This window comes from Paenibacillus sp. MZ03-122A (assembly GCF_024213325.1).
Lineage (GTDB): Bacteria > Bacillota > Bacilli > Paenibacillales > Paenibacillaceae > Paenibacillus > Paenibacillus polymyxa_B.
Genome location: NZ_JANAVI010000001.1, coordinates 64,540 through 88,837, shown reverse-complemented (window position 1 = coordinate 88,837; position 24,298 = coordinate 64,540). Strand labels below are relative to the sequence as shown.

23 protein-coding genes and 1 riboswitch are annotated in these 24,298 nt (G+C 48.5%); of the genes, 6 read left to right on the top strand and 17 right to left on the bottom strand.

From position 1 onward, the window contains the following. The first annotated feature begins 56 nt into the window (after positions 1–56). The gene (locus NLX74_RS00430) at positions 57–1,757 is read left to right on the top strand and encodes a methyl-accepting chemotaxis protein (protein ID WP_235307825.1); all 1,701 of its coding nucleotides are present in this window, start codon (positions 57–59) and stop codon (positions 1,755–1,757) included. Between the two features lie 97 nt (positions 1,758–1,854). Here NLX74_RS00430 and NLX74_RS00425 read toward each other — a convergent pair whose 3' ends face one another. The 10 genes from NLX74_RS00425 to cobD form a co-directional block, all read right to left on the bottom strand. Then, positions 1,855–3,474 carry a cobyric acid synthase gene (locus tag NLX74_RS00425; protein WP_061829063.1) on the bottom strand — a complete coding sequence of 540 codons (1,620 nt, stop codon included), beginning with the start codon at positions 3,472–3,474 and terminating at the stop codon, positions 1,855–1,857. A 38-nt stretch (positions 3,475–3,512) separates the two neighbouring features. Continuing rightward, positions 3,513–4,382, bottom strand: coding sequence for an adenosylcobinamide-GDP ribazoletransferase (cobS, locus tag NLX74_RS00420; RefSeq protein WP_061829062.1), 870 nt, complete (start codon positions 4,380–4,382; stop codon positions 3,513–3,515). Next, positions 4,379–4,939, bottom strand: a complete 561-nt coding sequence (gene cobU, locus NLX74_RS00415; protein WP_254327654.1) for a bifunctional adenosylcobinamide kinase/adenosylcobinamide-phosphate guanylyltransferase — start codon at positions 4,937–4,939, stop codon at positions 4,379–4,381. Before cobU ends, cobS begins: the two co-directional genes overlap by 4 nt. Continuing rightward, the gene (cobT, locus tag NLX74_RS00410) at positions 4,936–6,006 is read right to left on the bottom strand and encodes a nicotinate-nucleotide--dimethylbenzimidazole phosphoribosyltransferase (RefSeq protein ID WP_068939920.1); all 1,071 of its coding nucleotides are present in this window, start codon (positions 6,004–6,006) and stop codon (positions 4,936–4,938) included. The genes cobU and cobT overlap by 4 nt, the downstream gene beginning before the upstream one ends. Positions 6,007–6,049: 43 nt before the next feature. Next, entirely contained in the window at positions 6,050–6,883 is an 834-nt protein-coding gene (locus NLX74_RS00405; RefSeq protein ID WP_235307821.1) for an ABC transporter ATP-binding protein, read from the bottom strand. Continuing rightward, positions 6,880–7,926, bottom strand: a complete 1,047-nt coding sequence (locus NLX74_RS00400; RefSeq protein ID WP_103047604.1) for a FecCD family ABC transporter permease — start codon at positions 7,924–7,926, stop codon at positions 6,880–6,882. The genes NLX74_RS00405 and NLX74_RS00400 overlap by 4 nt, the downstream gene beginning before the upstream one ends. Then, the gene (locus NLX74_RS00395) at positions 7,923–8,930 is read right to left on the bottom strand and encodes an ABC transporter substrate-binding protein (protein ID WP_235307820.1); all 1,008 of its coding nucleotides are present in this window, start codon (positions 8,928–8,930) and stop codon (positions 7,923–7,925) included. Before NLX74_RS00395 ends, NLX74_RS00400 begins: the two co-directional genes overlap by 4 nt. A 208-nt stretch (positions 8,931–9,138) precedes the next feature. Further along, a riboswitch (cobalamin riboswitch) is annotated at positions 9,139–9,332 on the bottom strand. 122 nt (positions 9,333–9,454) lie between these two features. Continuing rightward, on the bottom strand, positions 9,455–10,213 hold the full coding sequence (locus NLX74_RS00390) for a histidine phosphatase family protein (protein ID WP_254327653.1): 759 nt from the start codon (positions 10,211–10,213) through the stop codon (positions 9,455–9,457). 44 nt (positions 10,214–10,257) lie between these two features. Next, on the bottom strand, positions 10,258–11,229 hold the full coding sequence (gene cbiB / locus NLX74_RS00385; RefSeq protein ID WP_254327652.1) for an adenosylcobinamide-phosphate synthase CbiB: 972 nt from the start codon (positions 11,227–11,229) through the stop codon (positions 10,258–10,260). After that, positions 11,219–12,322 carry a threonine-phosphate decarboxylase CobD gene (gene cobD / locus NLX74_RS00380; RefSeq protein ID WP_254327651.1) on the bottom strand — a complete coding sequence of 368 codons (1,104 nt, stop codon included), beginning with the start codon at positions 12,320–12,322 and terminating at the stop codon, positions 11,219–11,221. Before cobD ends, cbiB begins: the two co-directional genes overlap by 11 nt. 159 nt (positions 12,323–12,481) lie before the next feature. On the opposite strand from cobD, the gene lplA reads away from it, so the two are divergent. Next, a complete protein-coding gene (gene lplA / locus NLX74_RS00375; protein WP_254327650.1) occupies positions 12,482–13,483 on the top strand; it encodes a lipoate--protein ligase in 1,002 nt (333 codons plus the stop codon). 162 nt (positions 13,484–13,645) lie between these two features. Then, positions 13,646–14,446, top strand: a complete 801-nt coding sequence (locus NLX74_RS00370) for a Cof-type HAD-IIB family hydrolase (RefSeq protein WP_061829546.1) — start codon at positions 13,646–13,648, stop codon at positions 14,444–14,446. 139 nt (positions 14,447–14,585) lie between these two features. Here the strand turns inward: NLX74_RS00370 and NLX74_RS00365 are convergent, their stop codons facing one another. Then, positions 14,586–15,497, bottom strand: a complete 912-nt coding sequence (locus NLX74_RS00365; RefSeq protein ID WP_254327649.1) for a DMT family transporter — start codon at positions 15,495–15,497, stop codon at positions 14,586–14,588. A 132-nt stretch (positions 15,498–15,629) separates the two neighbouring features. On the opposite strand from NLX74_RS00365, the gene NLX74_RS00360 reads away from it, so the two are divergent. Beyond that, the gene (locus NLX74_RS00360; protein WP_254327648.1) at positions 15,630–17,123 is read left to right on the top strand and encodes an aminotransferase-like domain-containing protein; all 1,494 of its coding nucleotides are present in this window, start codon (positions 15,630–15,632) and stop codon (positions 17,121–17,123) included. 15 nt (positions 17,124–17,138) lie between these two features. Here NLX74_RS00360 and NLX74_RS00355 read toward each other — a convergent pair whose 3' ends face one another. Continuing rightward, the gene (locus NLX74_RS00355; RefSeq protein ID WP_023987639.1) at positions 17,139–17,909 is read right to left on the bottom strand and encodes an MBL fold metallo-hydrolase; all 771 of its coding nucleotides are present in this window, start codon (positions 17,907–17,909) and stop codon (positions 17,139–17,141) included. Between the two features lie 165 nt (positions 17,910–18,074). Then, on the bottom strand, positions 18,075–19,136 hold the full coding sequence (locus NLX74_RS00350; RefSeq protein WP_061829549.1) for a sulfate/molybdate ABC transporter ATP-binding protein: 1,062 nt from the start codon (positions 19,134–19,136) through the stop codon (positions 18,075–18,077). A gap of 219 nt (positions 19,137–19,355) precedes the next feature. Here NLX74_RS00350 and NLX74_RS00345 point away from each other — a divergent pair, with 219 nt between their 5' ends. After that, complete coding sequence (locus NLX74_RS00345; RefSeq protein WP_069292090.1) at positions 19,356–19,757, top strand: secondary thiamine-phosphate synthase enzyme YjbQ; 402 nt, start codon at positions 19,356–19,358, stop codon at positions 19,755–19,757. 172 nt (positions 19,758–19,929) lie between these two features. On the opposite strand, the gene NLX74_RS00340 is transcribed toward NLX74_RS00345, so the two are convergent. From NLX74_RS00340 to NLX74_RS00330, 3 genes are all read right to left on the bottom strand, one after another. Continuing rightward, positions 19,930–20,511, bottom strand: coding sequence for a TetR/AcrR family transcriptional regulator (locus NLX74_RS00340; protein WP_061829550.1), 582 nt, complete (start codon positions 20,509–20,511; stop codon positions 19,930–19,932). Positions 20,512–20,516: 5 nt separating this feature from the next. After that, complete coding sequence (locus tag NLX74_RS00335; RefSeq protein ID WP_029516377.1) at positions 20,517–21,149, bottom strand: YigZ family protein; 633 nt, start codon at positions 21,147–21,149, stop codon at positions 20,517–20,519. A 148-nt stretch (positions 21,150–21,297) separates the two neighbouring features. Continuing rightward, positions 21,298–22,653: a glucose-6-phosphate isomerase gene (locus tag NLX74_RS00330; protein ID WP_254327647.1), complete on the bottom strand. Its 1,356-nt coding sequence runs from the start codon at positions 22,651–22,653 to the stop codon at positions 21,298–21,300. 250 nt (positions 22,654–22,903) lie between these two features. On the opposite strand from NLX74_RS00330, the gene NLX74_RS00325 reads away from it, so the two are divergent. Then, positions 22,904–23,803 (top strand): NAD(P)-dependent oxidoreductase, encoded by a 900-nt coding sequence (locus NLX74_RS00325; protein WP_061829552.1) that lies wholly within the window; start codon positions 22,904–22,906, stop codon positions 23,801–23,803. A 108-nt stretch (positions 23,804–23,911) separates the two neighbouring features. Here NLX74_RS00325 and ppnP read toward each other — a convergent pair whose 3' ends face one another. After that, a complete protein-coding gene (gene ppnP, locus NLX74_RS00320) occupies positions 23,912–24,226 on the bottom strand; it encodes a pyrimidine/purine nucleoside phosphorylase (RefSeq protein WP_254327646.1) in 315 nt (104 codons plus the stop codon). Positions 24,227–24,298: the final 72 nt, after the last annotated feature.

Sequence of the window (24,298 nt, the reverse complement as noted above, 5' to 3'; positions counted from 1 at the left end):
ACTTCAAGCAGGGAATTCGTCTGATTTTATTACCATCATGTGAGAGGAGATTTTTCATGAAGCGTTTTAATCGTTCCATTGGCGCGAAATTACGAATTATGTTTTTGCTGATTCAGCTCTTTGCGTCCCTTTTGTTCAGCATCAGTTTCTATGCAATATCCATGAGTATCATTAATAACAGTGTCATGCCTCAGGTAGACCAATTGCTAGAAACTGGAGCTAAAAATGTGTATCAGGATCTCAATATTTCCTTAGCTGTTCAGGCTGGGCAAGGAAGCGGTTCTGATTCCGGCTCCGCTATACAGATGGAATCCTATCTTCAGGACAAGGTCGATACCCTCAAATTAGAATCGGCATATATCACGGTAGTGAAGGATGATAAAGCCGAAGTCGTCGCACGGAATGTAAAATCAGTATACAAGGTCAAGGATGCACTCATTCCTGTTGAGGATATTAAAAAAGCAAAACAAGGCGAGATGAATATCAGTGAAATTTACAGCGATTCATACGGAGTACACAAAACCGCCTTCTTTGCTATATCAGGTAGTAATCTAGTTCTGGGTGTGAACGAAGACGTCGGATTTGTACAGGAAAAATCCCAACAAATTCTATGGATTTGCATAGGTATTACAGTGGCAACGCTCCTGCTGGGCGGAATTATTTCTACCCTCGTGATACGTAAAGTTGTAGAACCCATTGCTGAATTGGTTCGTCATAGCGAAAAAATTGCTCAAGGTGATCTTTCACAAGAAGCGAAGGTTCATGGAGTTAATGAAATTGCCCAACTTGCCCGCAGCTTCCAATCCATGTCTCATAACTTGAAAGAAATGATCGGCCATGTACTTTCTACATCCGGTGCGGTTGTTGAAGGATCGGACGAGCTACTTCGTCGGACTGAGGCTATCAGTGTAAAAGTGCAGGACTCTACAGTTGCCGCAGAGGAAGTAGCAAAGGGCAGTACCAGCATAGCTACAGCTGCTGCTGAAAATGCACAGGCTATGGAGGAAATCGCTCAAGGTGTTCAGCACATCGCCTCCTCTGCCAATGATGTATCCGATCAAATCAGTGAAGCGACAAAAGAAACGGTTAACGGTAATACGCTCGCTCAAAAGGCTGTAGCTCAAATGTCACAGGTAGGACATGCTGCCGATGAATCGCTTCGATACATCCATAGTATGAATGAGCGCTCAGAAGCCATTGGCAGTATCGTTTCGGCTATTTTCGATATTACGAAGCAAATTCAAATGTTGTCCCTGAATGCCTCCATTGAAGCTGCCCGTGCGGGCGAACATGGACGGGGCTTTGCCGTAGTAGCCGGAGAAGTACGTAAGCTTGCCGAGCAATCTAAAGAAGCCACACAAGAAATTTCCGACTATTTGGTTACCATTCAAGAAGTATCGCAACAATCTGTGGACTCTGTGACCCAGGTGAGCCGTGAAATTCATTCGGGAACGGAAATGGTTCAACAAGCGAGCTCAGCCTTTAACCAGCTAAGTGAGCTTATGCAAAAGATCAATGCTACGATTCAAACGGTATCTGCAGCAACAGAGCAGGTATCTGCCAGCTCGGAGGAAGTATCTGCTTCCGTGGAAGAGACAGCACTCATCGCAGCCAATGCACAGCATATGATTCAAGAAATCGGTTTAAATGCCGATGAGCAACTGAATGAAATGGAAAGCCACAGCGAGGTTGTTCGCCAATTAAGCAAACAAGCAACCGAACTACAAAAGGCTGTCCAAAAATTTAAAATTACGTAAGCCGATACAATACAAAGAGGTATCTCACAGTCTTGAAAATGGCTGTAGAGATACCTCTTTATTTTTTAAAAGCGATTTTAATAATCATCCATGAAGTTTATGAATCCATTCCCATAATACGATAAATTTGCTCCATATCTAAATGAGCCCGGACCACCTCTGCGACACGGTCAAACTCTCGTTCCTTGGCTTCACGTACAGTAAAAGTGCTTTCTAAAGGTGCCAAACCCTTGGCTTGTCGCAATCCATCCAGCCAGCACCGGCGAAAACGGTCATTATCAAACACACCGTGCAAATAGGTTCCCCATACTTTACCGTCTGTTGTACCCCAGCCTTCCTCAAAAGCTGTTCCTTCGCCACGCCGGATATAGAATAACCTTTTCATTTCGCTTAGGTTTAAAGTTCTATCTGTAGGTGCGCATGGTTCCGTAACATACTCCGTAACGCCCATATGTATTTCATAACCTTCAATGCTTGGCTTGCAGGCAGAACCTGAATCAGTCGCAGTGCTAAGCAAAAGCGGGCAATGATTAGACAGGGTTCCCTGTACGCGTACGGTTTGCTTTTCCTTTAAAAAGGTCGTGGATAGAGCAAGCCAACCTAACCCTTCTGCCTGCTGCGGCAACCCAGATTCGACGGCTTCGGGATCAAATAGTGCGGTACCCAGCATCTGATAACCTCCACAAATGCCAACGAGCTGCGTGCGTCCGGTATTCATAGCCTGCCGAATGTCTTTCTCCAGACCTCTCTCACGCAATTCCAGCAGGTCTCCAATGGTGTCTTTGGTCCCCGGTAAGATAATGGCGTCCGGTACGCCCAACTGTCCGGCTTCTGTGACATAACGAACACTCACATCCGGTTCTGCGGCCAGAGCATCCGTGTCTGTAAAATTGGAAATCCGCGGATATCGTATCACCGCAATATCCAGTTCTTTATCCTTTGCAGATTGTTTGGGCTTCTTATCCAGTACTACCGAATCCTCAGCTTCAATACGAATGTCTGGCAGATAGGGCAATACACCGAGTACAGGAATGCCTGTCCGTTCTTCCAGCCAGTCTAATCCTGGTTGAAGCAGAGACAGATCGCCTCTGAATTTGTTAATGATAAATCCGCGGATACGCTGTACTTCATGGGGTTCCAGTAATTCGATAGTTCCTACGAGAGAGGCAAAAACACCACCCCGGTCGATATCTGAAATAAGCAACACTGGAGCATCCGCCCAACCTGCCAGATTCATATTTACGATATCGCGGTCCTTCAAATTAATCTCTGCCGGGCTGCCTGCCCCTTCCATAAGGACAATATCATAGGTATCACGCAACCGACTCAGAGCATCCATAACGGTCTGTTTGGCTTTTGGCAAAAAATCCTTCCGGTAATCGGAGGCGCTCATATAGGCATAAGGTACACCGTGTACAACAATTTGTGAGTGCATATCTTTGACCGGCTTAATCAGAATCGGATTCATGTCAGTTGTGGCCTCAATACCGCAGGCCTCAGCCTGCACCCCCTGAGCGCGTCCAATTTCCTTGCCGTCCTCGGTAACATAAGAGTTTAACGCCATATTTTGCGACTTAAACGGTGCGGGACGATATCCGTCCTGCGTAAAAATACGGCAAAGCGCAGTCGTCACCACGCTTTTGCCCACATCCGACGCTGTTCCTTGAAGCATCAATACGGCTGCCGGGTTTGTGTAGGACGGTTCGAAAGTTGACAATTGCCTCTTCCCCTTTAACGAATTCATTTCAAATCTGGTCACAACCCGTACAAAATGACAATAAACAACAATAAAACAGTCTCCAGCAATTCGTTTAAAGTTCCGTATATATCTCCTGTAAGTCCACCCAAGCGGCGGTTAATACGGTTTGCCGTGAAGGTTCCAACACCGTAAGCCAAGACCGGAAGAAACACAAAACCTAGCGAGATTGGAAGGCTCTCAGAATATGAAAGGAACGTCTGTAAGTAGGATCCTGCCAACGACAGATTCCCAGTCCCCCTTGTTGCTGTAGCCAAATCTGCCAGAAGATATTGTCCTACGGCAGCACTTAGGGTCACTAATACTGCCCAGAATACGGCCAACCCTACGCGGCCACCACTCATATCAGCAAAACGCGCAGCCAGCCCATCATCATTACGGGCTTTAGGCCAGCGTTTCATTGCATGTACCATAAACCAGCGGCTCCAAACCATCGGAAGCAGCAGCAAGCCAGACACATTCCGTTCAACCAGCACCGTATACAGCAAAGAAGCCTTGAGCATGAGTAGCAGCACACAAGCAATAACGCCCATAGCCCCTACACGGCTATCTTTCATAATCTCCAGCATCCGCTCACGAGATCGGTAGCTGAACAAGGCATCGGCCGCATCCATCCACCCGTCCAAATGCAATCCGCCCGTCAACCAAACCCAGACAACAAGCGTAAGAATCGCACACGGCAACGGCGGCAATACCATAGAAGTAAGCGCCGCAAAGCCCCAGACAATGATGCCAATAACCACTCCCACCAGCGGATAATAACTTGCACTGCGTTTAAGCAAATCCGGGGAAAAATCTATTTCCGCCTTCACCGGAAGACGCGTTAAAAATTGAAAAGCCGCAGCAACAGCCTGACGTTCGCGGCTCATAGCTTATATTCCAACTGTTTGAGTTCTACGGGAATGCCACCCGTCACCAAAAATACTTCATCACAAAGACGGGCAATCCGCTGATTCATAAACCCACTCAAATCCCGATACAGCCGACCCAGCGGATATTCGGGCACAATACCGTCACCAACCTCGTTGGTTACGATGACGAGCTGCCCTGGATACTGCTCCACAGCTGCCGCCAGTTCATTAATGGCAGCTCTGGACGCAGCTTCGCCGTCCTCGCCTGCGGCCAGCAGTACGTTCGACAGCCACAGGGTCAGGCAGTCGACTAGCAACATAGGCGCGGGCTGCGACGCTTGATCGCCACCAAGCCGCTGCAGCAGCTCCGGCAGCGCCTGCGCTTCCTCCAGCGTCTGCCAGTCGTACCCGGCAGACTCGCGCTGGACCCGATGAAGGGCGATGCGCTCCTTCATCTCCATGTCATAGGCTTGCGCCGTTGCAATGTAGCAGGCGCGCGAAGCGCGCGACATGCATAATCGCTCGGCAAAGCCGCTTTTCCCGCTGCGTGCCCCGCCGGTCACGAGCGCTTTCATCGCTGCGCGGCCCCCTGACCGTCCGATACGCCTGCATCGGCAAAGGTCGCCATTTCGCGCATGATGCGGCACGCCGCATCAATCAGGTGCAAGCTAAGCGCACCGCCTGTGCCCTCCCCGAGCCGCATGTCCAAATAAAGCATGGGCTCCAACTTGAGCTGGCGGAGCACCGCCGCGTGCCCGCGCTCGTCCGAGGCGTGCGAAGCGAGCATGTACGCAGCGCTAGCAGGCGCAAGTGCACGCGCTGCAAGGGCGGCTGCGCCTGAAATAAAGCCGTCCAACACGACTGGACAGCGATGTGCGGCTGCGCCGAGGATGACTCCTGCCAAGGCGGCAATCTCCAGACCGCCGACCTTAGTGAGCACATCGAGCGCATCATTTGCATCTGGCTGGTTCACGTCCAATGCGCGGCAGACAACCGATATTTTACGGGTAAGCCCAGCCATATCTACACCCGTTCCCCGGCCTACGATAACTTCCGGCTCTAGCCCGGTAAGAGCACATACGACCGCAGCGCTGGCTGTCGTATTCCCGATGCCCAGTTCTCCGGTAACGAATAGCCGTGTGCCACCTTTGACCGCTTCTGCTACGGCTTCAGCTCCGGCCAAAACCGCCTGCTCCGCTTCCGTACGTAGCATCGCTGGCCCTTTAGCTATATTCGAAGTACCCATGCGTACCTTACGGTCCACCAGATTCGCGTGAGCGACATCCGCATTCACGCCAACATCTACCACCTTGACATCTGCGCCCGCATGGCGTGCCAGCACATTAATTGCCGCGCCACCTGACAGCATGTTATACAGCATTTGCTGTGTAACCTCAGCCGGAAAGGCACTGACTCCCTCTTCACACACCCCGTGATCCGCAGCCATGACCATAACCGTTTTACGATCAAATTCAGGCTTGTCCACTCCTGTAATTCCTGCTAGCTTGATGGCCACACTTTCCAACTTTCCAAGACTTCCCGGTGGCTTTGTTAATTGGTCCAAATGGGCTGAAGCTGCCGAGGCCGCCACCCCATCCGGCTGGGCAATGCTATCGATCAGCTGACGCAGCTTGTTGTTCATACCTTCCACTCCCTGCTCTTTTTAAGTGTGTTTCATCGTTTATTTAATCTGCTGTATCCGAAGCACTTCTGCGCAGCAAGAGCTGCGGCACACCGCTATCTGGATGCGGAAGCATCACAGGCTCAACACCGTATACTCGTCGAATCCGATCCTCGGTTAATAACTTCGATGAAGCTCCCAATCCTTCAACCATTCCATCCTTGAGTACAAGCAAATCTTCGCAAAATTGGGCTGTCAAGTTAAGATCATGCAAGACCGCAATGATCGTCACACCCGTTTCTTGGCGCCAATCTGCCAGCAGTTCCATAAATTCAAGCTGATAGCGCAAGTCCAGATAGGTCGTAGGCTCGTCCAGCAGCAATATTCGTGGCTCCTGCACCATTACTTTTGCCAAAGCTACACGCTGTCGCTGTCCCCCACTCAAGCGGTCCAATGCTCTGTCCGCCAACGTGGCAAGACCCAATCGCTCCAGCACGCGATCCGTGATCGCCTCCACATCAACACCCTTTTCCCTGCCTAACCAGTCCTGATGAGGAAAACGTCCCATTTCTACGACTTCCCTGACAGTGTATCCCACTGGAGGAAGCCCTTCCTGTTGGAGTACGGCTATGAGTCGGGAAAGCTCTTTTCTGCTGTAGCTACCGACCTTTTTGCCATAGATATGAACGTTTCCCGAAGTTGGCTGATCTACACCCGAAAGCAGATGCAGCAAGGTCGATTTTCCACTGCCGTTCGGACCAATAATCCCCCACCAAGTTCCTTCGTCGACGCTCCAGCTTATATTCTTTAACGCATGGAACTCTCCATAGGCACGTGTCAGACCCGCTACCTCTAATGCCCGATCCCGCACCTTCTGTGATTCACTTTGTTCTGTCACAGCAGTTCCCCCCTGCGCAGCTTCTTGTTCCGGTACAGGAGATATGCGAAGAACGGTGCCCCAACAAAGGCCGTCATCACGCCCAGAGGAATTTCCGTGGGGGCTAACAACGTGCGAGCCGCCGTATCTGCCCAAGCCATAAAAATGGCTCCACCGAGCGCAGATAATGGAACAATCATCCGGTAATCAGGACCTGTCACCAGACGAATGATATGCGGTACAACAAGTCCCACAAAGCCAATCACTCCACATACCGAGACAGCGGCAGCTGTCAGCAGCGTGGAAATGATCAGAACAGATAGCTTCGTCGCATCTACATGAACTCCCATGTGAGCCGCCTGCCGTTCACCCAAAGCCAAAATATTCAGTACACGTGCCCGGTTCCATAGAAATACCAGTCCTATGACCACATAAGGTAAAAGGATTCCTGTATATGACCAACCGCGCAGGCTAAGACTTCCCATCGTCCAGTACAATATTTCATTGACCGTCTCCTTCGACATGGCTGTCAGAAAGGAAACAACTGCTCCTAGAAAGGATTGCATCACTACACCCGACAAAATGAGACTTTGTGTCGGAATTTTTCCACCTTCCCGTGCCAACGTCAGCACCATCCACAGCGTCAGCATTCCGGTCGTAAATGCCACTAGCGGCAGCGTCCATATGCCAACAAATGAAAATTGAAGGCCCCAATAGATCAGTACTGCCGCTCCTACCGAAGCCCCCGAGGATACCCCCAGTGTATACGGATCAGCCAAAGGATTACGCAGCACACCCTGAAATCCGGCTCCCGCCAGCGCCAGCGCTGCTCCTACCAACATTCCTAGTAACACTCGTGGCAATCTGACCTTCAAAATAATCTGCTCTGAGGATGTATTCCAATCCGGTGTAAATGTATCGCCTAACCACGGAAGGTGGTTAACCAGAATGCCCGTGATCTGGCTGACCGGAAGCTTGGCCGAGCCGATGCCAAGACAGAGCAGCAGCGTCAGCAACAGCAAGACAAGACCTGTCCCTCCAAAGCCGATCAGTTTACGGTTCATTTGAAAATTTCAGGATACACGCCCTTGGCCACTTCCTTGAGACCTTCCGTTACGCGTGGACCCGGACGACTGATCAAATTATCATCCACGGCAAACACCCGGTTGTGGCGAACAGCCGATATTTGATCCCATCCACTGCGAGCTTTAATGATTTCGCCGAGCGTTTGGCCAGTTTTGTCGTCCTTGACACTTTTGCTGTACAAAATCACGTCAGGGTTCGCAGCAATAATATTTTCCTCACTAATTTGGTACCACCCCTTCTGCGTGGCACCTACATTTTCGCCGCCCGCCAAAGTAATCAGCTCGTCCATAAACTCACCTTTACCAACTGTCCAGCCTGGTGAAAACTCGACGTATACCCGCAGCTTCTGCCCTTTACCGATATTTTTAACTCCTTCTTTCACTTCCGCTACATCTGCTCTCATCTTGTCAGTCACCGCTCTCGCATCTTTCTGATGATCGGTGATTTTTCCATACAATTCGATGTTAGCTATGACATCTTCAACTGTCTTCGGTTCCGTTTTAAAAATCATAATTCCCATGTCGCGCAGCTTGGTCGTAGCCTGTTCACTAAGTGATATCCCTGCAAAAACGACTTCCGGGTTAGCAGCAATGATCGCCTCTTCGTTCGGTTTCATAATACCGCCTACTTTAGGCTTTTTCGTAGCTGCTTCCGGGTAATCAGAGTAGTCGGAGACGCCAACTATTTCCTTATCCAGTCCGATGGCGAACAGCGCCTCGGTTTCTGCCGGGGAGACGGAAACGATTTTATCCGGCGCTTTTTTGAATGTAAATTCCTGTCCTGTTGCATCCTTAACTGTTAGTGGGTAAACTGTTTTGCCCGGAGGCTCTTGTGCGGTTACGGTCTTTCCCGGCTGCTGTGCAGAAGTCTGATTCTCTTTATTTTCAGCATTTTTCCCATTAGCGCCACATGCACTCAGCACAACTGCCAAAATCAGAACCAATAAACCTGTTGTCCAAACCTTTATTTTTTTTCCTGCCATGATTTGCACCCCTTCATAAAAAAATCGTTAAGAGCGTTACTTGAGCATCATCAGATATCTTCTAAATCCAGCCTTCTTTTCCTATCAAAAAACCCCCGCATCCTTATATCAGGACACAGGGGTCACGTTAGCGCAGATCGTGCGCAGGCGGCAGCTTCTTTCCGCACGGACAGTCACTGCGAACACGTCATCCTTTCCTCGAAGGATTATGGTGACAGGCGGACGGGCAGGTATCCTGACTTATGGTAAGATGCATGTCCTGAAATTCCTTCATATGCTTAGTAGCACATAAAGCAGGACTAACGGGCATGTTTCCATTTACAGTGGCGGGACCGCGCCGGACTTACACCGACTTCCCTTTTAACAGCGCAGGCAAGGGAAACCATAGTTTCATCACACTGCGCCGACCTCGTCTGCTGGATATTTGATGTAGTGGTAGTCAAGCCGTTCTTTTACTTGATGATTATAGGTTAAAATGAGGCGGCTTACAACCCAAACAGCCTCTTTATCCACTGGTGCCTAACCTAACGAGGGAGCATTTCCGCTATGTAATTGTGCGGTCCTGCCAGCCTCAATTGAATCCTAAATGCTTCTCCCGGCTTCGGATTCAGACTCCAAAAATCATGGCCCGGTATCAGCATACAAGCTAACTGACGAATTACGCCACCATGCGTAACGACCAAAACAGAGAGCGGCCCAGCAGTCAAATCCATGGGTCGAACTTCCATAGCAACACGCCATTCATACAGAGAGTCAAGAAATTTCCGCAAACGATTCACAAAATCTGTCCAAGACTCTCCTCCAGGAGGGGTTATCCGTTGCGGCTCATCAATCCAAGCGCGATACAACGACACATCCTTGAGCATGTCATACGTTTTTCCATCCCACTCGCCAAAATGAAGCTCTCGCAGACGTGGTTCCATCATAGGAGACATAGTGGATAGGGAACCTCCAGACGTCAATTCTGACTCCGGCACAATGATCTGCAAGGTCTGGCAACATCGCATTAAATCGCTGCAATAGATTCGAGCAAAGGACTGCCCCTGCAATTCTTCTTGCAAAGGCTTTAATTCTTGTTCTGCTCCTGGTAGCAAACCTAAGTCGGAGTGTCCCATATATCGACGTTCCTTATTCCATAAGGTTGTGCCGTGACGAACTAACACGAGCTCCATGTCCCAATGCAGATCTTCTTTAGCATCATACGGCACCTTATCCTCCTGTGAGTTCGGACTTTGTACGTCTTCTACCGTCCTTTTTGCTGCTATATCTTGTTTCAAGATCATGTCACTTCCTGCTCGATCATTATTCAGTGTGTCACGCCTCACCCTCACCGCACCCATCCCAAGGCAAAACAACCTGCGGCTCCTAACAAACACAATCCTACGAACATACTGGACACGGCGAACATCAGCTGGATTGTATGCCGTATATCTTTCGACTCTAGCGGTCGTATCCAATCGCCCATGTATGCACGAAAAGAGCGTACGCCATGATACACATTATAGCCTCCAAGACGAATCCCCAGTGCTCCAGCAACAGCTGATTCCGGGAAGCCACTGTTCGGGCTTGGGTGCAGACGAGCGTCTCGCTTGACTGTGCGCCAGCTTCTAGCAGCATCTCGCTTGTATATCCACGCCGCTACCACAAGCATTGCCGCTGTCAGGCGTGCCGGAATGTAGTTAGCCACATCATCCAGACGTGCTGAAGCCCAGCCTAAATGCAGATACTTTTCATTTTTATAGCCAACCATGGAATCGAGCGTATTCACAGCACGATAGGCCAGCGCCAAGGGTGCTCCTCCGATCAGGGCATAAAAAAGCGGGGAAATAATCGCGTCCACGATATTTTCAGCGACCGTTTCAACCGTACCACGTACAATCTCAGGCTCATCAAGCTGTTGCGTATCCCGCCCGACAATCATGCCCAGCTCCCGCCGTGCCGCTGCCAGATCATCCGCCTGCAACGCTCGATATACTGCCATTCCTGCATCCTTTAGTCCTTTGGAAGCAATCGTGGTCGCAATCAGCACCATTTCTGCGCCGACAGACAACCACGGATGAATCCAGGCAAGCAAGTGCAACAGCGCCCAGGCGAGCGCAAAGGAGCCTCCCGCCACAATGAGCGGAAGCAGTATACCCGCACGTTTTAGCCCCCGATCACTGCGGACCTGGCGACGAATCGCTTTTTCCAATGCTGAAATGGCATGTCCCATACCGATGACTGGATGCGGCAACCACCTCGGGTCACCGATCAGCCTGTCCAAAAGGTAGGCTGCCAGGATAATCAAGCTAACTGTCACGCCGCTGTTCCTCCTCCAGCACTTCACCCAATACAGACAGCAGCCTGTCGTTGGCTTCTGCATCCTTGACCGCAATCCGAAAATGGCTCGTCGTCAGTCCCGGATACATAGCACAGCTACGTATAAGAATTCCGCGTTGTCCAAGCGCCTGCTGAATAGCCGATGCGCTCCACGTACCCGGCGCCCTTGCCAGCACGTAATTGGCTTCGCCGGGAACGACACCGCAGCCCCATTCCGCCAAGGCGGTCAACAGGCGGTTGCGCTCCGCAGCAATCAGCTCCTGTGTTTGGCGCTCATATGCTTGCCCACTTCTCAAACACGCCTCCCCAGCCAGCAATGCCAATCCATTCACACTCCAGGTCACCTGTTTGGCCGTCATTCGCCGGATATAGTCCGGATGAGCAATCGCATATCCCAATCGCAAGCCAGGAATGGCATAAAATTTGGTCATTGACCGGATCAAAATCACATGAGGATAGCGATCCAGCACAGGCAGCAGTGAGATTCGCCGTTCCAGCGGAATAAAATCAATGAATGCTTCATCCACCACCAGCACGGTACCCGTTGTGCCAGCCGCCTCTGCCAGCTCGCACAGCTCCTGCTCACTATATTGCACGCCATTTGGATTATTCGGCTGTCCGAGGAACAAAACATCTACCTGCTCCATGAGCTGAAGGATGTCCTCCACGTCCGCCTTCCATTGAAGCGAGGCCTTCCCATACACCCGTTTGACCTCGGCTCCGAATTTGCCAGCCAGCTCGGCATATTCCGAAAAACACGGCTCCACTGTACCCACACGCTTAGGAGCTAGTCCCAATAGTAGGAGCGCCATGCTTTCAGCCGCTCCGTTTCCGATACTTAGCGACTCCGGTGGAACATGCAGTCGCCGTGCGAGCATATTTTTAAAATTCCGATGCCCAGGGTCTGGATAGCGAATCACAGTGTCAAATGAGTGTTGCAGCGCCTCAAGCACCTCTGGCGGTGGACCAAGCGGATTAATATTTGCACTAAAATCTACAAAATCCGCAGCAGCTCCGCCAAAAGTCGCGGCAGCTGTTTCCCTGTCTCCACCATGACCGTAAACCTCTATCATTGCCTCTCATCCTTTCCGCCCGTTTCCAATCATTTAGCTCCATTATGAGGCTGCTTTTTGCGTCCCGTCAATGCAAATGAGCTTTTGTACATGGCTCACTTGGGTTACAATAGAAGGAGGCACACATAAATTACACAGTTTATATACGGAGGAATGGACATGCTGTTCATCGACAACCAGGGGATACACGATCCAGCCATTAATCTTGCTATTGAGGAATACGCGCTCAAGCATCTACCGCTGGACGACAGCTATTTGCTGTTTTACATTAATCAGCCTTCTATTATTATAGGCAAGCATCAAAACACTATTGAAGAAATCAACGCCGAGTTTGTTAGGGACAACAATATTCAAGTCGTTCGTCGCCTGTCCGGCGGTGGGGCTGTATATCATGATCTCGGTAATTTAAATTTCAGCTTTATTACCAAGGATAACGGGGAGTCCTTTCATAATTTCCTCAAATTTACGCAACCTGTGATTGATGCCCTCCGCCAAATGGGAGTAGAAGCTGAAATGACAGGCCGCAACGATCTACAGGTCGGAGAACGTAAAATTTCAGGAAACGCTCAATTTGCCACACGCGGACGTATGTTCAGCCACGGTACATTGATGTTTAACCTGAATCTGGACAATGTGGCTGCATCGTTGCATGCCAATCCCGAAAAATTCAAATCCAAAAGCACTAAATCTGTCCGCAGTCGCGTAGCTAACATCAGCGAACTAATGGACCGTGAGATGACCATAGAGCAATTTCGCGAGGAACTACTGCGTTTCATATTCGGATCAGAATTGGATCAAGTACCTCAATATAAGCTCACCGATACCGATTGGGCCAAAATCCATGATATATCCAAAGAACGCTACCAATCGTGGGATTGGAACTACGGTCTATCCCCCGAGAGCAATATCAAGCACACACGTAAATTTCCGGTCGGTATTATTGATATCCGCATGGATCTTAAGGAAGGCTACATCCGTGATATTAAAATCTATGGGGATTTCTTCGGTGTGGGTGACGTTGCTGATATTGAAAATATCCTGCGCGGCAAGCGCTATGATGAAGGTGAGGTACGTCAAGCCTTATCCTCTCTCGATTTGAAGCACTATTTTGGTAATATTGAGTTGGACGATTTTGTTGGACTTGTTTTTTTGGAAGACTAACCGTTACTTTTTCCCATCGTTTCAAGCCAATACTTCAGTGGTTATAAGGGGACAGGCTCTTATAGGAGCTGTCCCCTTTTCATTGCGATATTGTCATTTTGAATATTATAAGATACAATTTTAGCATTGCCCCATGATAGAGATAAAGGAGAGAATACCGATATGTATAAATTAATTGCCATTGATATTGATGATACACTCATTAACGACCAGAAAGAAGTCACACCAGCGACACAACAGGCATTAGAAGCTGCTGTAGCAAAAGGTGTGGTGGTTACCCTCGCTACTGGACGAGCTTATGCCTCTGCACACAAAATTGCTCGCCAGACGGGTTTGAACGTGCCGATCATTACGTACCAAGGAGCTTTGGTTAAAAACCTGCTGGACGAAAACGTGCTGTATGAGCGTTATGTTCCACTCGTGGCTGCACGTCGTCTGTTTGAATTCTGCGTGGAACGCAATCTGCATCTGCAAACGTATATTGATGACAAATTGTACACACGTGAAGATAATCAGAAAATCAAAGATTACACGGAGCTGAACAACACGGAATATTTTGTAGAGCCTGTATTCAGTAAAGTTATAGAGCAGCCGGCTCCTAAATTGCTGATTATCGACGAGCCTGAAGTGTTGGATGAATTAATTCCTGAACTTCGCGAACTGCTTGGCAATGAAGTTCACATTACAAAATCCAAGCCTCATTTTCTGGAAATTATGCATCATGAAGGCACTAAGGGCCATGCGCTTACCTTCCTTGCAAATCATTTTGGCTGTGAACTGTCGGAAACAATTGCTATCGGTGACTCTTGGAACGACCACGAGATGCTTGAATGCGCTGGTCTCGGCATAGCGATGGAGAATGCCATTCCCGATTTGAAAAAGCTGGCTGATTACATCACTCGCAGCAACAACGAAGACGGTGTTAAGCACGCCATCGACAAATTCGTACTCAACGTTGAATAAAGTAAAAAGTAACTGTTCCTATAATACTTAAATGAAGTAGTACAACAACAAAGCCTCCAAACGTCGCATGTTCAGTAACATATGACAGTTTGGAGGCCTTTTCTGTCAGATCATATAATAACCTGCCCCCTTTAAAATATCAGGCAGCAGAACGTACCTTACGCCTGTTCACCAGACGGATAATTCCATTGTTCATAAGGATTAATCCGGTCACAATGAGCAGCACCCCAGCCAGCATCCACCAGCTTACATGCTCTCCATACAACAACGCTCCCAAGCCCACCGCAATCGGCGGTGATATATACAGCCACATCGTCGGAAACAGGGGATTTGTACGCTCCATGAGCCAGTAGAATAGTGTATGTGCAATCATCGAACCAAACAGGATCAGATAAAGTAAAGACCCCATGGCAGGAAGGTACTGCCACCCCTCAGAACTCCACGGTTCCGTGATCGCAGACAGTAACAGCAGCATCCATCCCCCATGGATCATTTGCGCCGCATTCAGGGCAATCGGGTTCGTTTCACGAAATACATCCATCACTCGCTTGGAATACAGAGCTCCCCCGGAATAACACAGCTCCCCCAGCAAAATGATAAGGCATCCCGCCAGCCACAGACCACTGATCTGAACCGCCAATCCGGGCAGCACAACCAGCACCACACCAAGAAAGCTGATCATGCAGCCAACGACCGTAATCCGTGACGTTTTTTGCCGTAGCAGTACAGATTGTAAAATGACGATCATCATCGGCCCGGTAGCTGACAAAATAGCTCCGATCCCGGAGCTGACATATTGCTCTGCCCAATACAAGGCTGAAAATGTACCGAAGGTCGTTCCTGCTCCAATCAGCAACATTTCCTTACGCCATAATAACGACCATCGTACTTTTCCGGTCAGCTTCATAGCAATGAACAATATCGCCCCTGCCGCGAAAAAACGTACACCTGCCGATAGGAATGGCGGAAGTCCGGCTTCCACTCCCACTTTTATGGCCAAAAACGTTGTGCCAAAAATAAGACACATTACTGTAAACGCGATACCTATCATGATACGTCCCTCTCCCTTCAGTTGCTTTTAAGCATACAGGGAGACGAACAGAACAGATGTATAACTACAGAACAGTTGTATACGTTTTTGAAGTGCTATATAGTACAATACACAGAAAGGAGCGTGGATAGCATGGGTAAGAACAACAGCGAACTACTCTTTGCAGCCGATCATGCCTTAAAGCTGTATGAGCAGGTTATCCATTATGTAACTGTGCGGATTGATCGCGGGGATTGGCAAACAGACATGAAGCTGCCGTCCGTACGAAGCTTGGCTCAGGAGCTGGGTGTACATCGGCTAACTGTTTTCCGGGCATATCAGGAGATGAAGCAACGGGGACTGGTCTATGTAAAGGACAAATCAGGATATTACGTTCATGCTTCCCAAGCGACTGGGCATGCAAAATATGCTGGCTACTCGGGACATTCGTCCATTGACCTCACGTTTCACTCCGAATCTGCCCATGCGGCAGATGATCCGTCAGTTTCAGCCTGGAGAGGAATGGATGGACTTAGCCGCGTTCAATCCGTAAATACGAATTTCCAGTTTTCCAAAGCGCTGATTGACCCCTCTCTCCTGCCCAATAGATTTTGGAAAGAGCTAATGATACAGGTATTTGAAAAGCATCCGAAAGTAGCAGCCACCTATTCCGCTGTGCAGGGTGATGCCGAGCTTCGGGAGGCCATGGCGCAGCATTTTAGCGTGGATAAGCATTTTGCTTTATCACCGGATGAAGTGCTGATTACCTCCGGAGCACAGCAAGCCATTGATTTAATTGGCCGATCTCTGCTCCGTACAGGAGACCGTGTATTGATCGAACGCCCTGCCTATGGCCCCGCAATGGAAATATTCCGTAGACTCGGCGCACGTCTGACTATGACTGATATTCGACCAGAAGGTTATGATCTGGACCAGATTGAGTGGTGCATGAAAATGGAAAAACCACGCCTCTTTTATATGAATCCAACATTCCACAACCCGACGGGCTTTACGGTCCCCGATGAGCAGCGCAAACGACTGCCTGAACTAGCCGAGCGCTATGGCTGCCTCATTGTTGAGGATGACAGCACCTATGACATTAGCTTTGGGCAAAAGCCCCCTTCTCCAATTTTCGCCTATGATGTTTCGGGAAGCGTCGTCTACATTCGAAGTTACAGTAAATATGTCGCACCCGGTCTACGAATCGCAGCCGTGACCTGCCGACCACAGCTCATGAACAGCCTGCTGAACGTCAAAGCGTTAGTGGACAATGGATCGCCACTGCTGAATCAAAAGCTGTTTTTAGAATACTTTCAATCTCCACGTATGCAGCAGCATATTAAAAAGCTATGTATCGCGCTCCAGATTCGTAAAGAAACGATGGAAGACAGTCTCCGCGACTCCGGTTGGACATGGACCAGCCCGGCAGGGGGACTCAACCTGTGGCTCCAGCTGCCTTCTACGTTGAAACCTAATGAATTACTTGCCAAAAGTTTACAAGAGTCTGTATCCTTTGTCCCCGGCAATGTATTTGATCCCATCGGCGCAGAGGGTAAAACGCATGTACGGCTGTCCTATTCATACGCCAACGAGCTACAAATCAAAGAAGGAATCTCCACACTTCTACGTATCAGTCAAACGATGTAAAGGTAAAGGTCACCTTTATTCTAACGGCAAACTCATGCCGGTGTGTGCCAAGCTAATCCCTTCCAGAAGCCCATAGTTGCGTGTGACATCTACATCATGGGACATATGTGTAAACACTGTGCTTTCGGGTTTAAGCCTTCCTATAAGCTCCTGAGCCTCCAGCATGTCATATACGGAACGGGTGGCATACTCGGCCTCCTCATGATAAAAACTCGTTCCCAGGACGAGCAAATTCAGATTGTGCAAGGGCAGAATTTCCGCCTCATTCAATCCAATCGAATCCGAACAGTAAGCCCACGAGAAACCGTCCTTTTCCAGACGATAAGCGTAGGCATATCCGTTCTTCCCGTGATTCACACGCCATCCCCGGATATTCCATCCGCCAAGTTGGGCTCCCTGGTCTACTGGAATAAGATCCAAGTTTCCAGAGAGCCAGGAAAATTGACGCAAGATTGTGTCGATCACTTCCTGTGGCGCGTACAAGCGACCTCTGTTCCCAGTCCAGCGACAGGCATCTGCCCATTCTGGTAATCCTCCAATATGGTCAAAATGTGCATGTGTCACAAGGATCGTAGGGATAAAACGCAGACCGCGCAATTCTAGCTGTCTGCGCCAGTCCGGGCCACAATCAATCATAAAGTCCTCCGTCTCGCTTTCGATCAGCACAGACGATCTCAATCTTACATTCGCCCCTGTCGTGCGAGCTTCTGTGCATACGAGACAATCACAATATACACGCGGAACCCCCATTGCATCCCCCGTGCCAAGAAAAATAAGCCGATTCATGGTTTAACTCCTATCTACTTGGGTCTTTTTACTACTATTATAACGAACAGACCGATTCTACGTAAATCATCTGCGTAAATCCTTCCAGCGTCCAACGCCAAAAGGAGCATGCCCAAAGCCGTGAAATCCGGCCAGACATCCCCTCATGCGTGATCGTATTTATTTTCAAATGATAATAGGCATTGGATCTTCCTTCAGGCGGTTTTCCACCATCCAGCTGGACTGGTCATTATAGAGATAGGCTCGATGCACCAACACTCGCACCTGCTGACCAGGTTCCAGCGTAGACTTCTCCAGCGAGCGGTATGTCATGAGACGATGATCCCCGACCTGTACTTCAACCATCCACTCACTTCCACGAAAATGCAAATGCTTCACTGTGCCTTCCTCGGTCGCCGACAGAAGCGTAAATTCCTCGCTTGGCCCGACATCAATATACTCTGGACGGATCAAGGCACGTGTTCCCACTCCAGCAGCTTCTTCGAAGCCTCGGAGACTGCCTGCCTGTTCAATCACCGTAGATTCCCCAATAAAGGAAGCCACGAACGGAGTACCCGGTTTTTTATAAATATCCCAAGGTGTTCCCTTCTGCTCCAGTCGTCCCTGATTAATCACCATAATTTCATCCGCTACTTCAATCGCCTCATCCTGATCATGGGTGACAAAAATTGAAGTAATACCCACCCGCTCAATCAACTCTCGCAGCCAGGTGCGCAGCTCCTGACGAATCTTGGCATCAATAGCTGCAAAAGGCTCATCCAACAGCAGCAATTGAGGCTCTGGTGCCAAAGCACGCGCAAAGGCAACCCGCTGTCGCTGTCCACCTGACAACTGATGCGGATAACGATGCTCAAATCCTTTGAGCCCCGTTAGTTCGACCAACTCTGTGACCCGTTCCTTGATGCGGGTTTTGGAGCTTTTTTTCACTTTCAGGCCAAAGGCAATATTGTCGTAGACGCTCATGTGCTTGAACAAAGCATAGTTTTGAAATACAAATCCGATTCCACGTTCCTGCGGGGACAGCTCGTTTACCCTTTTTCCATGAAAATGAATTTCTCCCGCATCCGGTTGCTCCAGACCCGCCAAAATGCGAAGAATGGAGGTTTTTCCCCCACCACTTGGACCGAGTAAGCCAATAAGATGGCCCGCCTGAATATCAAAAGATACGTCCTTTACTGCATGAAAATTACCGAAATGCTTGTTTAATCCTCTTACTTCCACATGCATATCCGTACACTTCCTTTCCGCTTCTGGACCTGTTCAGGAACAGCAGCAGCCTTGCTTTCCGCAAAGCACGTACCTCATTTGAAATCATTTAATTATTCCAATGTATATACTATGTTTTTTCTTATGTGATACTTTATCAAAGGAAAGTAATTTTCGTCAACTATATATTATATTAGGAATTAAAAGGGTAAAGTATTAGGAAGAAAGGAGATGGAGTTATTGTTGCATACTTTAGAATTATCCACTACACGGCGAGATGAAATGCGCGATATTACACGAGAGGTTGCTTCATTGATCGAAAAAAGCGGGGTACAACAAGGAACCGCACTTGTTTATTGTCCACACACGACAGCCGGCATCGCCATTAATGAAAATGCAGACCCAGACGTCAAACATGATGTGATATTAACACTAGATGAAGTTTATCCGTGGGAGCATCCCCAATATCGCCATATGGAGGGAAATACGGCTTCCCACCTAAAATCCATTACGACAGGCCCCTCACAAACGATCATCATCCATGATGGAAAGCTGTTGCTCGGACGATGGCAGGGACTTTATTTTTGTGAATTCGACGGACCACGCAGACGCCAATACCATGTAAAGATCATGAAAGGCTGACGGACCGGGTAAAAAAACAGACCATGATGTTTTCCTACTGGATGCATCATCGTCTGTTAAATTCTCAGTCGCTTTCGCAAAGTACCGTAATGATAAGTCACCGTCATGAAGTGCATACACCCAGAAAAGCGCCCTACATGTTCATGGCTGAAGTGTGTGAATGCAGGTACGCTCATAGGTGTCTGCACAGCAGCTTTACATGTGCTAAAGCAGCGGGCCTAATTTCTTCAAATGTTAAACCGTCCTGAATATAAAATGATACAAAGCCATGCATGGATAAAAACAGACTTTTCGGTACCCTAGAGCAATATTCCTCCGAATGCCCCTGACCACTCAATTCTTGACGGATCATGGACGCAAATAGTTCCACACAACGGTTTTGCTCTGTGCGACAGTATGCAAATAGTTCTTCATCGTGCATCATGAACATAATTTCGTATTGATATGGATTTTCCAAACCAAAACGGATAAATTCCAGCATCAAGTACTCCAACCTGCTCAAGCCATCATCAGGCGTACCTGTTGCTGCTTGCAGTAGAATCCCACGCAATGTATTAAAATCTTCAATTACAATGGCATAGAACAGTTCAGCCTTCTCTTTAAAATGATAATATAACGAACCATGACTGTAACCCAGATGCTGGCCAATGCTGCGCATTGAAATCGCACGGTAGCCCTTGGTAATAAACAAGTGCCTGGCCGCTTCCAGAATCCGCCCTCTTGACAACTCCTGTTCTACTGCTCTTCTAGCCATATTATTTATTCCCCTTCAATAAAGTAAAGCTGCTCTCCCTCCGACACAAGCGATTGCCCCTGCGTCAAGTCTGTTATCCAGTTGCTGAAGGATTCCGCATCACCAGCCAGCGGCAGACAGGTTAAGGTAACTTTATCCGTAAACATTGTTTCTCCAGTGCGGATGCTGCGATTGCGTAATTCATTTTCCACTTTGCCCAACCAGGTATAATCCAATTCTACAAAGACTTCGCGATGCAGCACACGTGTAATTGCATCTCCTGCCTCGATTGCTGCAACAGCACCATCTGAATACGCGCGAATCAGACCGCCTGCTCCCAACAAAATCCCACCAAAGTAACGGGTAACAACAATAGCGACATTTTTTAGCTTCTGGTTGCGGATCACCTCCAAAATAGGCTTTCCAGCCGTACCACTCGGTTCTCCGTCATCCGATTGCTTTTGGATTTCGTCTCTTTCGCCAATCATGTAAGCAGAACAATTATGGGTAGCGTTCCAATGCTCTTTTTTGATGCGCTCTATGAAAGCAACTGCTTCTTCCTCAGTTTGAACAGGCTGAATATGGCCGATAAAACGGGATTTTCGGATCACAATTTCCTTGTTGCCGGCACCGCGTACGGTTCGGTATTGTTCCAACATACACGTATAACCTTCCTTACTTCATTTTACAAGAAAGCAGTCCCCCGCTTCTGGCAGCTGGTGAACTGCTTTCCTGTACTTTAATTGATGCTATACACTATAACACTTCTGACCGAAATCCTGTTTCGCATCAGAGATTACAGCACTCTTATTCAGACAATCTCGCTTCAAGCTCAGCTTTTTCTTTTTCGAAGCCTGGTTTGCCGAGCAGCGCAAACATGTTCTTCTTGTAAGCTTCTACGCCCGGTTGATCGAACGGATTTACACCCAACAGGTAGCCGCTGATGCCGCAAGCTTTTTCGAAGAAATAAGCAAGATAGCCGAAAGAGTAAGGGCTTAAGTCAGGAATATTTACAATCAAGTTCGGTACTTGTCCGTCTGTGTGAGCCAGCAATGTACCTTGGAATGCTTTTTTGTTTACAAAATCCACAGTTTTGCCTGCCAGGAAATTCAGCCCGTCCAGATCATCCTCATCTGCTTCGATGGTGATGTGACTTGGTACATTTTCTACTTGGATTACCGTTTCGAAAATGTTGCGGCTGCCTTCCTGAATGAATTGTCCCATGGAATGCAGGTCTGTCGAGAAATCAACAGAAGCAGGATAAATGCCTTTGTAATCCTTGCCTTCGCTTTCTCCGTACAACTGTTTCCACCACTCGGATACAAAATGAAGAGACGGCTCATAGTTTACGAGAATTTCAATTGCTTTACCTTTGCGGTACAAAGCGTTACGAACGGCTGCATATTGATAAGCTTCGTTCTCAGCTACATTCGGGTTGCTGTACTCTTTGGAAGCGTCTGCCGCCCCCTGCATCATTTCCTCGATGTTAATGCCTGCAGTAGCAATCGGCAACAAGCCTACTGCTGTCAGCACGGAGTAACGACCACCCACGTCATCAGGAATAATGAAGGATTCGTAGCCTTCTTCGTTAGCCAATTTTTTCAAAGCGCCACGTTCTTTATCCGTCGTTGCATAAATACGCTTGCGTGCTTCTTCTTTACCGTATTTTTTCTCCAGAGCTGCACGGAATACGCGGAATGCGATCGCTGGCTCTGTTGTCGTACCTGATTTGGAAATGACGTTCACAGAGAAGTCTTTACCTTCAATCAGTTCCAACAGATGATTCACATATGTAGAGCTGATGTTATTACCAGCAAAATAGATAGCTGGACCCTTACGTTGATCTTTAGGCAGCGCATTGTAGAAAGAATGCGACAGCATTTCGATCGCAGCACGTGCTCCAAGGTAGGAACCACCGATACCGATTACGATCAATACTTCGGAATCGCTTTGAATTTTAGCAGCAGCCTTTTGGATGCGCGCAAACTCTTCTTTATCATAATTGGTAGGCAGGTCAATCCAACCCAAGAAATCGGACCCTACACCGGTTTGGTTGTGCAGTTGCTCATGAGCCAGCTTGATGGGCTCTGCAAAATAATCAATTTCGTGCTGACCTATAAAGGAGAGCGCTTTAGTGTAATCAAAATTAACTTTTTTATACATGTTTGGAACCTCCTGTTTGGTATTACTAAGACCATGAATACGAACATAAGGACTTAGGAATAGGATACTTTAATTTGCGGGGCCTGACAAGCTTGCGTTACCTGTGTATCCTGTGCTTGACAGCCCCTCCTGTAGATAGGGTAGCATGCCCATGCTACAATTAACTGAGATCAACCTGTTTTATATTCATTTCAAGCCGAACTCGCAATCTGCATCGGACGGCAACTTCCAACAAGAAAGGTGATTAGCAATGAAAAACATCGGATTTATCGGACTGGGCACCATGGGCGCCCCGATGGCATCCAATCTGCTAAAGCAGGGATTCGGAGTCACAGTTTATAATCGTACCGCTTCGCGCTGCGAACCACTGGCAGAGCAAGGTGCACGTACAGCTTCAACTCCTCGTGAAGCAGCTGAAGGTCAGCACTTGGTCATTACCATGGTCAGCGATGATCACTCCATTCGTGACATCTATTACGGCGATGACGGCGTGTTTGCCGGACTTACGGCTGGCATGACCGTGATGGACAACAGTACGATTTCACCTGAGCTGGTCAAGCAACTGGCCGCCGAAGCGGACAAGCTGGGCTGCTCTTTCATTGATGCACCCGTAACAGGCAGTAAGCCTGCTGCTGTAGACGGTACACTTGTGTTCATGGTTGGCGGTAATGCAGAAGCCATTGCGGCACAATCAGATGTTTTTGATACCCTGGGCAAAAAGGTACTTCATATGGGACCTAATGGCAGCGGGGCCGTAGCCAAGCTCGCTCATAATACGATGGTGGGTATTCATAACCTCGCTCTGGCTGAGGGCTTTGCTATCGCGGCTAAATCCGGCATCCCGGCAGACAGCTTCCTTGAATTGGTACAACTCGGATCGGCAGGTAGTAAGGCCGCTGACCTGAAAGGGCGCAAAATCATTGAACATGATTTTAGCAACCAGTTCTCACTTGCCTTGATGCTTAAGGACTTGAAGCTTGCTTCCTCACTAACAGACAGCCTGTCCATCCCTGCACCTATGTTATCCATTGCCAAAAGCCTGTTTCAAGCCGGGCAAACTCAAGGCTACGGCGATGAAGACCTATCCGCTGTCGTGAAGACATACGAAGCATGGATTGGCCACACCATTGGTGGTCAACCTCTCGAATAAGCTGCACCTTTCTTTGTAACCATACGGCTGTGCTTGTGTACATATGGCATAGCTTTAGGGTAAGCAACACTTGGCTTGAAGGCTGAGTGTACTTACCCTTTTTAGCTTTTATTCGGGATAAGAACAGCAATAATCAGTTACACTTCGTACTTCCAGCTTGAATGAAGACTTTGCAGGTACGTGAAAGGTTGCCGTCCCTTGTATTTCTAGCCATTCCTCAGTACCTGGAAGCAACACTCTCACATCCCCTGCCAAAATCTCCATGATCTCACGGGAATCCGTGCCGAACTCATACGTTCCTGGCAGCATAATACCCAGTGTAACCTTACTGCCGTCACCCAGGATGACTGTACGGCTTGTAACCTGACCATCGTAATAAACGTTTGCTTTTTTAACTACGCTTACTCCATCGAACTGTGTCATTCGTTATCCCCTCATCTGCTCTCAATGGTTGAATGAATATTGGTGCATCATAACATAGATTTGATTCCAGCT

What these genes read in the sequence shown, in the direction of transcription:
- NLX74_RS00430 (WP_235307825.1), top strand. Translation starts at nt 57, where the DNA reads ATGAAGCGTTTTAATCGTTCCATTGGCGCGAAATTACGAATTATGTTT.
- cobS (WP_061829062.1), bottom strand. Translation starts at nt 4,382, where the DNA reads ATGAGCCGCGAACGTCAGGCTGTTGCTGCGGCTTTTCAATTTTTAACG.
- cobU (WP_254327654.1), bottom strand. Translation starts at nt 4,939, where the DNA reads ATGAAAGCGCTCGTGACCGGCGGGGCACGCAGCGGGAAAAGCGGCTTT.
- cobT (WP_068939920.1), bottom strand. Translation starts at nt 6,006, where the DNA reads ATGAACAACAAGCTGCGTCAGCTGATCGATAGCATTGCCCAGCCGGAT.
- NLX74_RS00400 (WP_103047604.1), bottom strand. Translation starts at nt 7,926, where the DNA reads ATGAACCGTAAACTGATCGGCTTTGGAGGGACAGGTCTTGTCTTGCTG.
- NLX74_RS00395 (WP_235307820.1), bottom strand. Translation starts at nt 8,930, where the DNA reads ATGGCAGGAAAAAAAATAAAGGTTTGGACAACAGGTTTATTGGTTCTG.
- NLX74_RS00390 (WP_254327653.1), bottom strand. Translation starts at nt 10,213, where the DNA reads ATGATCTTGAAACAAGATATAGCAGCAAAAAGGACGGTAGAAGACGTA.
- cobD (WP_254327651.1), bottom strand. Translation starts at nt 12,322, where the DNA reads ATGATAGAGGTTTACGGTCATGGTGGAGACAGGGAAACAGCTGCCGCG.
- lplA (WP_254327650.1), top strand. Translation starts at nt 12,482, where the DNA reads ATGCTGTTCATCGACAACCAGGGGATACACGATCCAGCCATTAATCTT.
- NLX74_RS00370 (WP_061829546.1), top strand. Translation starts at nt 13,646, where the DNA reads ATGTATAAATTAATTGCCATTGATATTGATGATACACTCATTAACGAC.
- NLX74_RS00365 (WP_254327649.1), bottom strand. Translation starts at nt 15,497, where the DNA reads ATGATAGGTATCGCGTTTACAGTAATGTGTCTTATTTTTGGCACAACG.
- NLX74_RS00360 (WP_254327648.1), top strand. Translation starts at nt 15,630, where the DNA reads ATGGGTAAGAACAACAGCGAACTACTCTTTGCAGCCGATCATGCCTTA.
- NLX74_RS00355 (WP_023987639.1), bottom strand. Translation starts at nt 17,909, where the DNA reads ATGAATCGGCTTATTTTTCTTGGCACGGGGGATGCAATGGGGGTTCCG.
- NLX74_RS00350 (WP_061829549.1), bottom strand. Translation starts at nt 19,136, where the DNA reads ATGCATGTGGAAGTAAGAGGATTAAACAAGCATTTCGGTAATTTTCAT.
- NLX74_RS00340 (WP_061829550.1), bottom strand. Translation starts at nt 20,511, where the DNA reads ATGGCTAGAAGAGCAGTAGAACAGGAGTTGTCAAGAGGGCGGATTCTG.
- NLX74_RS00335 (WP_029516377.1), bottom strand. Translation starts at nt 21,149, where the DNA reads ATGTTGGAACAATACCGAACCGTACGCGGTGCCGGCAACAAGGAAATT.
- NLX74_RS00330 (WP_254327647.1), bottom strand. Translation starts at nt 22,653, where the DNA reads ATGTATAAAAAAGTTAATTTTGATTACACTAAAGCGCTCTCCTTTATA.
- NLX74_RS00325 (WP_061829552.1), top strand. Translation starts at nt 22,904, where the DNA reads ATGAAAAACATCGGATTTATCGGACTGGGCACCATGGGCGCCCCGATG.
- ppnP (WP_254327646.1), bottom strand. Translation starts at nt 24,226, where the DNA reads ATGACACAGTTCGATGGAGTAAGCGTAGTTAAAAAAGCAAACGTTTAT.